Consider the following 10,924-nt stretch of genomic DNA (forward strand, 5'->3'; position numbering starts at 1 on the left):
CGTCAACCGCAGACAATGAAGAACAGCTCGATTTGCACCTTTGCGGCGGGATGGGCGGCATAGACGTGACGTTCGTCGTCAGCCCAGGCGGCGATCCAGCCCAGACGGCGGAAGCGCTGGAAGACCGGATCCTTGGTCTTGGCCTGCGCCGTCAGCAGTTCGCCGTCATGCACGACGGCCGGCTCGGATGCGGCGCGATAGCGCTCGGTGTCGCCGCCGGATTCCAGATAGATTTCGCGGCCCGGCTTGTCGCTGGCGGCCGTCAGTTCCAGTGCGCTCGACCCCACCTGGCAGGCGAGCCGAAGTTTGACCTCGTCGCTGTTGGCGACGCCGTAGGCCAGCATGGCCTCCTGTCCATCGGTGTTCAGAAACCAGTCGTAACCGGGCGTGGGCGCGGGCGCAGATGCAGTCGCCGCAGAGCCGGCTGCAGGCATCGGGGCCTGGGTCGCGCAAGCCGCGAGAGCCGAGACGGCGATCAAGGCTGGAATGAGTTGAAGACGCATACGTGAGTTCCTCAGCCGGCGCAGCGATCGGCGAAGCGACGCAGCTTGGCCATGTGCGGACGTTCGACGGTGATCGTGCTGGCGTCGTCGCCGACGGCGATCGTCATCCGGCCGTTCGACACGAAGGCGGAAAAGGCGGGGTGGTCGACGGGGATGGCCGTCTCCAGCTTGCCGCCACGCCCGACGCGCGCCTCGCTCGTCGCGGTCGACCCGCCTGAGGTGATGCGCGCAAAGCCGGCGGACGCATCCTCGCCATAGACCGCGACCGAGACCGCGCCCGAACCCGGCAGGCATTGCAGCGTGGCGCGCAGGCTGGCGGTGTCGGGGATATCGTTGGCCAGGACCATCGGTCCCTCGCCCTCGTACAGGCTCCAGGTCCAGCCTGCGCCGGGCGCAGTCTGTATCGCGGCCGCCATCAGGGCGGAGAGTATCAGCATCATGTGTCAGCCCCCGCCGACGACGCGCGTCGTCGCGTCGCCTTCAATGTCGTCAGGCGCGGCTGTGACCGCAAGAGATCGGACGACCGCATTTCCCTTGAACGCGGTTATCCGTCAGCAGTTCAACCCGCAGGGTCGGCGCGCGTCAGAACGGGCTGAAGCGTTCCGCCAGCGCCTGACCCACGGGCGGGGCCTGGACGCGGCTGACGTCGCCACGACCGCCGTAGGAGATGCGCGCCTCGGCGATCTGGGTGTGGTTGATGGCGTTGGCTGATGAGATGTCCTCGGGACGGACGATGCCGGCGACGGTCAGTTCGCGGACCTCGCGGTTGGTGCGCACTTCCTGCCGACCCTGGATCACCAGATTGCCGTTGGCCAAGACGTCGGTGACGACGGCGGCGATGGTCAGCGACACCTTTTCAGCGCGGGTGACCGAACCATTGCCCGACGACTTCAGATCGCCTTCCATGCCGACCATCTTCGACGGATCAAAGCCGCCGGGGAAGGCGCGGCCCAGGCTGCTTTCCAGGCCGAACAGGTTGCTGACGCCGGCGTTGATCTCGTTGGAGCGCGAGCGCTGGGTCGAGTTCTGGGTCTGGGCGCGATCATCGATGTCGATCTTGACCGTCAGGATGTCGCCGATATGGCGCGCGCGCTGGTCGCCGAAGAAGGTGCGGGCGCCCGTGCGCCACAGGCTGTTGGCGCTGGCTGGCGTGGTCTCGCGCGCGGGCAGATAGGCTTGCTGCGCCGGGATCAAAGCGGCGGGATAGCCGATGGGGGCCAGTTCCGGACCGCGCACCGTTTCGGCGACGGTCGAGCAGGCGGCGAGCGGGGCGAGGGCGGCAAGGATCAGGACGGCTTTACGCATGACTGGGATTCCCTAGCGGGCGGCGAACTGTTGGGGATTGGCGCGGGCCATGTCGGCGCCGGGGCCGGCGATGGCCTGGCCGGGACCGGAGGCGACCGCATCGATGATGCGGTTGGAGGCTGTGTTCATAACGGCGACCGGCTCACCCAGACCGGCGCTGCGCATGGCCTTGCCCATGACGGCCAGGTTCACGCCGCCGACCTGATAGGTGACACGCACCATGTCGTTGCGGGCGATGACCTGCGGCGCGGCGCCGGGGCGATAGGCAGCGCGGGCGGTGGGCTGGACGGCCAGGACGGTATCCGCCGGCGTGGCCTCGGCCACGGTCTGAACGGGTCCTGCCGAACGGCGCACGGCGACGCGGCGCAGGCCGTTCGGATTGCTCCAGTCCAGGCCCGCCTGACGCGCCTGGGCCTGAAGTTGACCGGCGTCCAGCACGACCGAGGGACCGACGCGTTCGGCGACGGCGACATTGGCCGCAGCGCCCGCCCCCTCGAAAATGTCGCCCAGGGTGACGCGACCGTCGTCGTCAACAGGGTTGGCGCGTAGCACGACCGGGTTGGCGAGGGCGGCGCCGGCGAAGGCGCTGACGGCGGCGGCGAGCAGCAGGGAACGGATCATGGTCATGGCCCTAGCCCTTCACTTGCGAGGCGACCGACAGCATCTGGTCGGCGGTACTGATGACCTTGGAGTTCATCTCATAGGCGCGCTGGGCCACGATCAGGGCGCTGATTTCCGCCACCGCATCGACGTTCGACGCCTCGGTGTAGTTCTGCATGATCTGGCCATAACCGGCGTCGCCGGGCGTGCCGACGATGGCCGGGCCGGACGCGGCGGTCTCCAGCAACAGGTTGTCGCCGATGGCTTCCAGGCCGGCTTCATTGAAGAAGCTGGCCAGTTCGATCTGCCCGACCGTGGTCGGGGCGGGCTGTCCGGCCTGGGTGACCTGAACCAGGCCGGTCTTGGAGATGGACACCTTGGTCGCGTCCTGCGGGATGGTGATCGCCGGCTCCAGCAGATAGCCGTCGTCGGTCACCATCTGGCCTTCTGGATTGACCTGCAGATTGCCGGCGCGGGTGTAGGCCTTTTCGCCGGAAGGCAGGCTGATCTGGAAATAGCCCTTGCCGTCGATGGCCATGTCATAGGGGTTGCCGGTCATCTGCGGCGTGCCCTGCTCGGTAACGCGATAGACAGCCCCCGCCTTGACGCCCGCGCCGATCTGGATGCCGGTCGGAACCACGGTGCCGGAGGCCGAGGACTGGGCCCCCATGCGTTCGACGTTCTGGTACAGCAGGTCCTGGAACTCGGCGCGCTGCTTCTTGAAGCCCACCGTGTTCATGTTGGCGATGTTGTTGGAGATGACCTCCACGTTCAGCTGCTGGGCGGCCATGCCCGAGGCTGCAGTGCGAAGTGCGCGCATCTTGAGGGGCTCCCTTAAGCGGCCTTGCCGAGGCGCTCGACAGCGCGACGGCTTAGGTCGTTGGTGTTGTCGATCATGCGCGACACGCTCTCGTAGGCGCGGCTGATTTCGACGAGATTGGTGATTTCGATCAACGGATTGACGTTGGAGGACTCCAGCGAGCCCTGATGAACCTGGGCGTCGGCGGCCTCGATCGGCTGGGCGTTGGACGTATTGCGGTAGAGGCTGTCGCCGCCCTTTTCGAGCACGCCCAGCGTATCGAAACGCACGACCGACAGCCGGCCGGTGACCTGTCCGTTCTGGGTTATGGTGCCGTCGGCGCCGACGCTGGGCGCGCCGAGCGCGGGATCCAGCACGATCTCCGCGCCCCCGCCAAGGACGGCCTGACCCTGTTTGGTGGTCAGACGCCCTTCCGGATCCAGGGTGAAGGCGCCGTCGCGGGTGTAGGCCTCGCCGTTGGCGCCGTCACGCACGGTGAAGAAGGCGCCTTCGCCGGAAATCGCAAAGTCCAGCGAGCGGCCCGTCTGCTGCATCGAACCCTGGCCGAAGTCGCGGCCGACGCCGTTGTCCAGCACGAAGCTGGCCGACGGGCGGATCGAGTCGTTGCGCGCCCGCTGACCGATCTCGGTCCCCAGCATCAGCTGCTCGACCTTGAAGCCGGTGGTGTTGGCGTTGGCGACGTTGTTGGCCACGATGTCCAGTTCGCGACGCAGCGTCATCTGGCGTGACAGTCCGATATAGGCGGCGTTTTCCACGAGAGGCGTGCTCCTTCGCCTCAGCCTCTCGCAACGGCCGTGCCAACAGGGTTAATTCAGGCGGAATGCGGGTTTGAACGGGATCGGGTCGCTTCCGACCCGGCAAATCCTGCCCATTGTAAACGTCGCGTTAACCAAACCGGACGATCCTCGTCATGAGAGAGTCTCCGGGGCGCGCGCATGTTCAAGTTCGGCAAGAAGAAGGGTGCGCCTGCGGCCGACGCCGACGCCAATCTGCCGGCCGTGACCGAAGGCGAGGTCGCCGAGGGCGACGCCGCCGCGCCCAAGAAAAAGAAAATCCCGCTGCTGTTCATCATCGCGCCGGTCGCCCTGTTGGTGCTGGGCGGCGGGGGGGCGGCCGCCTTCTTCATGCTGAAGCCCAAGCCCGCCGAAGCGCACGGCGCCGAGGCCGAAGCCGGCCACGGAGAAGAGAAGGCCGATAAGGCCGAAAAAAAGGAAGAGAAGAAGGAAGGCGGCGGTCACGGCGGCGGCAAGGAAGGCGAGGCTGATCCTGCGCTGGGCGTCATTTCTGAAGGGCCGGATGGCGTGACCTTCTACACCCTGCCCGACATGGTCATGAACATTCAGTCGCCCGACGGCCGTCCGACCTTCCTTAAACTGAAGCTGACGCTGGAGATGCAGGACGCCGAGGTGGCGACCCATCTGCAGGAAGAGATGCCCCGTCTGCAGGACATGTTCACCGGCTTCGTGCGCGAACTGCGCCCTGAGGACCTCAGCGGCTCGGCCGGCACCTATCAGCTGCGCGCTGAGATTCTGCGCCGCGTCAATCTGATCGCCGCTCCGGGCAAGATCGACGCCGTGCTGATCGAAGAAATGCTGGTGCAATAGGCATGACGGACGCGGCGCAACTCGATCCGTTCGGCGGTCTGGGCGATCCTGGCGACGCCCTGTCCGAACGCGTCCTGAACCAGGATGAAATCGACAGCCTGCTGGGCTTCGATCTGGGCGACGACGACGGTTCCGAACGCTCGGGCATCCGGGCCATCATCAACTCCGCGCTCGTCAGCTACGAGCGTCTGCCGATGCTGGAGATCGTGTTCGACCGCTTGGTGCGGTTGATGACGACCAGCCTTCGCAACTTCACCTCCGACAACGTCGAAGTCAGCCTGGACAATATCTCGTCGATCCGGTTCGGCGACTATCTGAACTCGATCCCGCTGCCGGCCATCCTGGCGGTGTTCCGCGCCGAAGAGCTGGACAACTACGGCCTGCTGACCGTCGATTCCAACCTGATCTATTCGATCGTCGATGTGCTGCTAGGCGGTCGTCGCGGCACGGCGGCGCTGCGCATCGAAGGCCGGCCCTACACCACCATCGAGCGAGTGCTGGTGCAGCGGATGGTCGAGGTGGTGCTGAACGACGCGCGCCAGGCGTTCGAGCCGCTGACCCCGGTCCACTTCAACCTGGACCGCTTGGAAACCAACCCGCGCTTCGCCGCCATCGCGCGTCCCGCCAACGCCGCCATCCTGATCAAGCTGCGGATCGACATGGAGGATCGCGGCGGTCGCATCGAACTGCTGCTGCCCTATGCGACGCTGGAGCCGATCCGCAAGATGCTGCTGCAGCAGTTCATGGGCGAGAAGTTCGGCCGCGACAACATCTGGGAAGGCCACTTGGCCACCGAGATCTGGACGACCGAAACCGAAGTCCGCGCGGTCCTGGACGAACAGCAGATGCCTCTGTCCAGCGTGCTGAACCTCAAGGTCGGCGACACGATGATGCTGAACGCCACGCCGGATTCCGAGGTCTCGATCCGCGCCGGCTCCATTCCGCTGACCACCGGCCGCATGGGGCGCAAGGGCCAGCACATCGCCATACGCGTCGAAGGGCCGGTCAATCCGGAAGTCGCCGCCCGCCTGGGAGTGAACGTCTGATGGCCGGAATGATCATGGACGGCGTGCTGATGGTGCTGCTGATCGCGGCGGTCGGTTACGGCATCAAGCTGGAACGCAAGCTAGCCACCCTGCGCGCCGGACAGCTGGCCTTCGCCCAGGCCGTCACCGAACTGAACGCCGCCGCAGGCCGCGCCGAAAACGCCCTGGCCACCCTTCGCGCCTCGGGTCAGGAAACGGACCTGCTTCATGATCGGATCATCAAGGCGCGAGAGGTCAAGGCCCAGTTGGAGACCCTCATCGCCCGCGCGCCGGCCATGGCGCCGGCGCGGATCGTCGAGGACGAGCCCGTTCATCGCGCGACGCCGGCCGCCCTGGCTCCGGCGCCGGCCGCGACCGAAGACGAGGCGCGGGCCGAGCGTATGGCGGCCCTGGCGCAACGAATCCAGGGACTGGCCAGTCCCGCTTCGAGCCGTCGCAATGAAGCCGTCGCCCCCGCCGGGCGCGACAATGTCGCCGCTATCGTTCAGGCCCTGACGGCCGGACGCTCCGCTAACCATTCCGCCAAACAAAGCCTCAACGCCGCGCGTCGTAATCTCGACGACGACCTGTTCGCCGCCTGAGTTCGGAACCCCATTTCATGGCCCGCCTTCCCCGCATCCTGCCCCTGATCGCCATCGCCATCGGCGGGGTCGTCGCCGTGCGCGCCGTCGGCGTCGCGCCTGGCCTGTTCGACGGGGCCAAGGCCTGGGCCGAGGAGGCGGTTCCCGCTGCGGCCGGCGCGCCGCCCAAGCCGGCTCTGCCCGGCACCTGTTCCGCCCTGTCTCCCGAACAGCTGGCCCAGCAGGCCGGGATTTCGCCGGCCGAGCTGAAGATCATCCAGTCGTTGTCGCAGCGTCGCGCGGCGCTGGATGCGCGGGATCAGGACTTCGCCACCACCCTGCCGCTGATGGTCGCCGCCGAGCAGAAGCTGGACGCCAAGGTCAAGGCGCTGGAAGCCCTGAAGGCTGAGATGAAGCAGATGCTCGGCCAGGTCGACGAGCGCGAGAAGGCCGAGATCGACCGTCTGGTTCAGGTCTATTCCGCCATGCGTCCCAAGGAGGCCGCCCCGGTCATGGCCGCGCTGGAGGACCGGGTGCGCCTGCCGGTCGCCGCCGCCATGCGTCCGCGCACCCTGGCCGCCATCATGGCCCAGATGAGCGCGCCGCAGGCCAAGGAGCTGACCGAAAAACTCGCCGCCCGCTTCCAGGCCCAGCAGATGGCCGCCCGCGCCGCCGCCGCCGAGGCTGCGACGCCTCTGGCCGCGACGCCCTCCGCTGCTGCGCCCGCCGCCACGACGCCGCCTGCGACGCCGACGGCTCAGCCTGCCGCCGCCCCGACGACCCGTCCGACGCCGCGCCCGGCCGCCAACCGTCCTGCTGCGCGACCGGCGGCTCGCCCGACCGCGACCCCGGCGCGTCGTCCCGCCGCCACGCCTGCGGCGGCTCCCGCTGCGGCCGGCCCGCAGCCCTATCAGCCGTCCGCCGCCCCCAACGCCCAGCCCCGTCAAACTGTGCAGTAACCTTAAGTGTGATCGGTGGACGGACGTTTCGTCTCGACAGCGCGCGCTGTTCGACCAATGATCTTCGAACGCTCCGCCAGAGAGCGATGACATCGAGGATCCACGCCATGATCGGCGAACTGCTTTACGTGGCGCACCGCATGCGCCGGGCCATCATACTCGCCGTTCCGGCGGTCGGAACCGTGATGATGGCCGCCGTCGCCCAGCACTATCATCTGCTGCCCTAAAGGTCTTCGAGCTCGGTTTGGCCCGGTTTCGGATTGGCAGGGCGCGCCTGCGCGTCTATCACCGCGCCTTCCCGAGATCTGAGCCCGACCAACGCCATGTCCGACACGCCCCCCGATCGCCTTTCGGTCGACCCGTCCAGCCCGCACCACGACGCCGAGGTTCTGCAACGCGGCGTCGGCGTTCGCTTCAAGGGCGAAGAGAAGACCAATGTCGAGGAATATTGCGTGTCCGAAGGCTGGGTGCGCCTGGCGCTCGGCAACCGCGTGGATCGCAAGGGCAAGGCTCTGACCGTGAAACTGCAGGGTCCGGTCGAACCCTATTTCCAGAACGACTGAACCTACCTAGGGTCCGGCTCTCATCTGAGTCCGGAGCCTGCAAATGTCCATTCGTCTGCTGACCGCCAGCGCCGTCGCCCTGGGTCTTGTCGCGTTTATCCCGGCGGCCCATGCTCAGGATGCGGCGACGGTGCAGCAAGCGATCGTCGTGCGCGACGCCGCGATGCGTTCGAACATCGCCATGGACTATGTCACCCAGCTGACGACGCGGTTCGGCGCGCGCCCGGCGGGTTCGCGCTCCGAACAGCAGGCCGCCGCCTGGGCCGCCGACTATCTGCGCGCCAACGGCTTCCAGAACGTCCGCATCGAAGAGTTCCCGCTGGTCGGATGGGAGAGGGGCGAAAGCTCGGCCGCCATCGTCGGCGACAACGCCCAGGCCCTGGTCGCTGCGGCGCTCGGACACTCGCCGGCCACGCCAAGAGGCGGCGTCGAGGCGGAAATCGTGCGTTTCTCCACCTTCGAAGACCTGCAGGCCGCGCCCGAGGCCGCCGTCCGCGGCAAGATCGTTTATGTCGATCTGGGCCAGATGCACCCGATGCAGGACGGCTCCGGCTATGGTCCCCAGACCCGCGTGCGCGGCGCCGGCCCCGGCGTGGCGGCGGCCAAGGGCGCGGCGGCCTTCGTCATGCGCTCTGTCGGCTCTGACGAGGACCGGATGCCTCATACCGGCACCACCCGCTATGTCGACGGCAAGCCGACCATTCCCGCCTTCGCCCTGGCCGCGCCCGACGCCGATCAGGTCAGCCGCCTGGTCGCCCTGGGTGAGCCGGTGCGCCTGCGCCTGACCTCGACCGCCCGCACCTATCGCACCACCAGCCAGAATGTGATCGGCGATCTGCCCGGCGCCACGCGCCCCGACGAGATCATCGTCCTGGGGTCGCACATGGACAGTTGGGACCTGGGCACCGGCGCCATCGACGACGGGGCAGGGGGCGCCATCACCGTCGCCGCCGCCAAGGCCATCGCCGACAGCGGCCGCCGTCCGGCCCGCACCTTGCGCGTCATCCTCTACGGTTCGGAAGAAGTGGCCCAGCCGACCGCCCAGACCGGCAACGGCGGCGGCGTCTACGCCCGCGGCCAGGGCGCGGCGCTGGACAAGCACATCATCGCCGGCGAGAGCGATTTCGGCGCCGACCGCGTCTATGCCCTGCGCCTGCCCGCCGGCGCGCAAGGCTCGGAATTCCAGAAGGCCGCGACCCGCGTCCTCTATCCGATCGGCGTCCTGGCCTCGGATCGTGTCGAGACCGAAGGCGGCGTCGATGTCGGGCCGATGGGTCCGCTGGGCGTGCCCTTCTTCGGTCTGGCCCAGGACGGAACCCGCTATTTCGATCTGCACCACACCGCCAACGACACCCTGGACAAGATCGACCCGGCGCAACTGAACCAGAACGTCGCCGCCTGGGCCGGCCTGCTGTGGCTGATCGCCGATTCGGACGTGGACTTCCGGGCGATGAGGCCCGCGACCACGCCGTCGACCCCGGCACGCTGACGACTTGGAGACCCGGCCTGGTTCCGTCTATAGGAGCCGGACCGGGCCAGACCGGGCTGCGGGCGTGGCGAAACTGGTAGACGCAGCAGACTTAAAACCCACTACCGTAGATTTACGTAGCTAAATCAAAAGGTTGAGAGGGATAGACACTTACACATGCCTTACACAGTTGCCGCGAGCGGCAAGGAGGTCATGTGTCGGAGTCTCACTCCCTCATGGACGGCAAGCTCCATGTGTATCGTCGCGAGAACAGCCGTTACTGGCAGTGCGCGACCTACCTGAGCGGTCGCAACTATCGGCAGTCGACGAAGGAGACGAATGTCGCCTTCGCGCGAGAGTTCGCGCGTGACTGGTATCTCGACCGGGTCGCCGAGGATCGCCTTCGCAGATCCGGCCGGCTTCCGGCGGCGCCCGACAGACCGGTCGTCATCCCTGAGCGCAATGCTCCGAAGCGTCCGGGAGAGAAGACGTTCCGGGAAGCTGCGGCCGTCTTCGAGAAAGAGTTCGAGGCGATGACGCTCGGCGAGCGCAACGCTCACTACGTCGCCGGCAAAGGGCGGGTGATCCGGCTCTATCTGAACCCGTTTTTCGGCGACCTGGCGATTTCCGAGGTGTCTGCCGGACGCATCCAGGACTACCGTCTGCACCGCGTCACGCCACCCGCCGAGCCGCAGCGCGTACGCTTCGTCTCCGATGGTCAGGAGCGGATCGGCAAGGCCAAGGTCTGGAGGCGGCCCAGCCGGCAGACGCTTCACAACGAGATGGTCTGCCTCCGGCAGATCCTGAAGACCGCCAATCGGAAAGGGTGGATCTCGGCGCTTCCCGACATGAGCAACCCGTACCGAGCCTCCGGCAAGGTGAGCCACCGCGCCTGGTTCTCGCCGGAGGAGTACCGGCGCCTGTACGAGGCGACGCGCGAAAGGGCTAAGAACCCGAAGAAAGAGCGTTGGCGGGAAGAGTGCGAGCAGTTCCACGACTTCGTCCTGTTCATGGTCAACACCGGGCTGCGTCCCGACGAGGCGCAGCGCCTCGAGTTCAGGGATGTCTCGATCGTCGAGGACGAGGCGACCGGCGAACGGATCTTGGAGATCGAGGTGCGCGGCAAGCGCGGGGTCGGCTACTGCAAGAGCATGCCGGGCGCCGTTCGCCCCTTCGAACGTGTGTTGAAGCGCAAGAACGGTCAGCCAACCGATCTCGTCTTCGGTCTGGTGCAGCGTGAACTGCTGAACGCGATCCTGGACGAGCTGGGTCTGAAGAAGGACCGGGATGGCAAACCGAGGACAGCCTACAGCCTGCGCCACACCTACATCTCCATGCGGCTGATGGAGGGCGCCGACATCTACCAGGTCGCCAAGAACTGTCGGACGAGTGTGGAGATGATCGAGAAATACTACGCCTCGCACATCAAGAACGTCCTCGACGCCTCGGCAATCAACGTCCGCAAGCCGAAGCCGACGAAGCGAAAGTCATGAGAG

14 protein-coding genes are annotated in these 10,924 nt (G+C 67.0%); 8 read left to right on the forward strand and 6 right to left on the reverse strand.

Annotated elements, in window-relative coordinates; all coding sequences use genetic code 11:
- Positions 1–2: 2 nt before the first annotated feature.
- The 6 genes from HF680_RS00710 to flgF form a co-directional block, all read right to left on the reverse strand.
- Positions 3–503: a hypothetical protein gene (locus HF680_RS00710; RefSeq protein WP_205195865.1), complete on the reverse strand. Its 501-nt coding sequence runs from the start codon at positions 501–503 to the stop codon at positions 3–5.
- Positions 504–514: 11 nt separating this feature from the next.
- Positions 515–943 (reverse strand): hypothetical protein, encoded by a 429-nt coding sequence (locus tag HF680_RS00715; RefSeq protein WP_185223768.1) that lies wholly within the window; start codon positions 941–943, stop codon positions 515–517.
- Positions 944–1,085: 142 nt separating this feature from the next.
- Complete coding sequence (flgH, locus tag HF680_RS00720; RefSeq protein WP_045810385.1) at positions 1,086–1,808, reverse strand: flagellar basal body L-ring protein FlgH; 723 nt, start codon at positions 1,806–1,808, stop codon at positions 1,086–1,088.
- A gap of 12 nt (positions 1,809–1,820) precedes the next feature.
- Complete coding sequence (locus HF680_RS00725; protein ID WP_235968804.1) at positions 1,821–2,429, reverse strand: flagella basal body P-ring formation protein FlgA; 609 nt, start codon at positions 2,427–2,429, stop codon at positions 1,821–1,823.
- A 10-nt stretch (positions 2,430–2,439) separates the two neighbouring features.
- Positions 2,440–3,228: a flagellar basal-body rod protein FlgG gene (flgG, locus tag HF680_RS00730; protein ID WP_039246952.1), complete on the reverse strand. Its 789-nt coding sequence runs from the start codon at positions 3,226–3,228 to the stop codon at positions 2,440–2,442.
- A 14-nt stretch (positions 3,229–3,242) separates the two neighbouring features.
- Positions 3,243–3,983 (reverse strand): flagellar basal-body rod protein FlgF, encoded by a 741-nt coding sequence (gene flgF / locus HF680_RS00735; RefSeq protein WP_185223770.1) that lies wholly within the window; start codon positions 3,981–3,983, stop codon positions 3,243–3,245.
- Between the two features lie 180 nt (positions 3,984–4,163).
- Here flgF and HF680_RS00740 point away from each other — a divergent pair, with 180 nt between their 5' ends.
- The 8 genes from HF680_RS00740 to HF680_RS00775 all read left to right on the forward strand — a co-directional run bounded on the left by HF680_RS00740 (position 4,164) and on the right by HF680_RS00775 (position 10,921).
- Positions 4,164–4,832, forward strand: coding sequence for a flagellar basal body-associated FliL family protein (locus HF680_RS00740; RefSeq protein ID WP_185223771.1), 669 nt, complete (start codon positions 4,164–4,166; stop codon positions 4,830–4,832).
- 2 nt (positions 4,833–4,834) lie between these two features.
- Positions 4,835–5,878 carry a flagellar motor switch protein FliM gene (gene fliM, locus HF680_RS00745; RefSeq protein ID WP_017504455.1) on the forward strand — a complete coding sequence of 348 codons (1,044 nt, stop codon included), beginning with the start codon at positions 4,835–4,837 and terminating at the stop codon, positions 5,876–5,878.
- Positions 5,878–6,459, forward strand: coding sequence for a DUF6468 domain-containing protein (locus HF680_RS00750; protein WP_045810380.1), 582 nt, complete (start codon positions 5,878–5,880; stop codon positions 6,457–6,459). The genes fliM and HF680_RS00750 overlap by 1 nt, the downstream gene beginning before the upstream one ends.
- Before the next feature lie 17 nt (positions 6,460–6,476).
- Positions 6,477–7,397: a MotE family protein gene (locus HF680_RS00755; protein ID WP_185223772.1), complete on the forward strand. Its 921-nt coding sequence runs from the start codon at positions 6,477–6,479 to the stop codon at positions 7,395–7,397.
- Positions 7,398–7,483: 86 nt separating this feature from the next.
- Positions 7,484–7,624: a hypothetical protein gene (locus HF680_RS00760; protein WP_156146762.1), complete on the forward strand. Its 141-nt coding sequence runs from the start codon at positions 7,484–7,486 to the stop codon at positions 7,622–7,624.
- Positions 7,625–7,720: 96 nt separating this feature from the next.
- Positions 7,721–7,960 carry a DUF3297 family protein gene (locus HF680_RS00765; protein WP_039246962.1) on the forward strand — a complete coding sequence of 80 codons (240 nt, stop codon included), beginning with the start codon at positions 7,721–7,723 and terminating at the stop codon, positions 7,958–7,960.
- Positions 7,961–8,003: 43 nt separating this feature from the next.
- On the forward strand, positions 8,004–9,449 hold the full coding sequence (locus HF680_RS00770) for a M28 family peptidase (RefSeq protein WP_185223773.1): 1,446 nt from the start codon (positions 8,004–8,006) through the stop codon (positions 9,447–9,449).
- Positions 9,450–9,664: 215 nt separating this feature from the next.
- Positions 9,665–10,921, forward strand: coding sequence for a site-specific integrase (locus tag HF680_RS00775; RefSeq protein ID WP_185223774.1), 1,257 nt, complete (start codon positions 9,665–9,667; stop codon positions 10,919–10,921).
- The last annotated feature ends 3 nt before the right edge of the window (positions 10,922–10,924 follow it).

It is taken from the genome of Brevundimonas huaxiensis, assembly GCF_014218725.1.
Taxonomy (GTDB): Bacteria; Pseudomonadota; Alphaproteobacteria; order Caulobacterales; family Caulobacteraceae; genus Brevundimonas; species Brevundimonas huaxiensis.

What these genes read in the sequence shown, in the direction of transcription:
- HF680_RS00710 (WP_205195865.1), bottom strand. Translation starts at nt 503, where the DNA reads ATGCGTCTTCAACTCATTCCAGCCTTGATCGCCGTCTCGGCTCTCGCG.
- HF680_RS00715 (WP_185223768.1), bottom strand. Translation starts at nt 943, where the DNA reads ATGATGCTGATACTCTCCGCCCTGATGGCGGCCGCGATACAGACTGCG.
- flgH (WP_045810385.1), bottom strand. Translation starts at nt 1,808, where the DNA reads ATGCGTAAAGCCGTCCTGATCCTTGCCGCCCTCGCCCCGCTCGCCGCC.
- HF680_RS00725 (WP_235968804.1), bottom strand. Translation starts at nt 2,429, where the DNA reads ATGATCCGTTCCCTGCTGCTCGCCGCCGCCGTCAGCGCCTTCGCCGGC.
- flgG (WP_039246952.1), bottom strand. Translation starts at nt 3,228, where the DNA reads ATGCGCGCACTTCGCACTGCAGCCTCGGGCATGGCCGCCCAGCAGCTG.
- HF680_RS00740 (WP_185223771.1), top strand. Translation starts at nt 4,164, where the DNA reads ATGTTCAAGTTCGGCAAGAAGAAGGGTGCGCCTGCGGCCGACGCCGAC.
- fliM (WP_017504455.1), top strand. Translation starts at nt 4,835, where the DNA reads ATGACGGACGCGGCGCAACTCGATCCGTTCGGCGGTCTGGGCGATCCT.
- HF680_RS00750 (WP_045810380.1), top strand. Translation starts at nt 5,878, where the DNA reads ATGGCCGGAATGATCATGGACGGCGTGCTGATGGTGCTGCTGATCGCG.
- HF680_RS00755 (WP_185223772.1), top strand. Translation starts at nt 6,477, where the DNA reads ATGGCCCGCCTTCCCCGCATCCTGCCCCTGATCGCCATCGCCATCGGC.
- HF680_RS00760 (WP_156146762.1), top strand. Translation starts at nt 7,484, where the DNA reads ATGACATCGAGGATCCACGCCATGATCGGCGAACTGCTTTACGTGGCG.
- HF680_RS00765 (WP_039246962.1), top strand. Translation starts at nt 7,721, where the DNA reads ATGTCCGACACGCCCCCCGATCGCCTTTCGGTCGACCCGTCCAGCCCG.
- HF680_RS00770 (WP_185223773.1), top strand. Translation starts at nt 8,004, where the DNA reads ATGTCCATTCGTCTGCTGACCGCCAGCGCCGTCGCCCTGGGTCTTGTC.
- HF680_RS00775 (WP_185223774.1), top strand. Translation starts at nt 9,665, where the DNA reads ATGGACGGCAAGCTCCATGTGTATCGTCGCGAGAACAGCCGTTACTGG.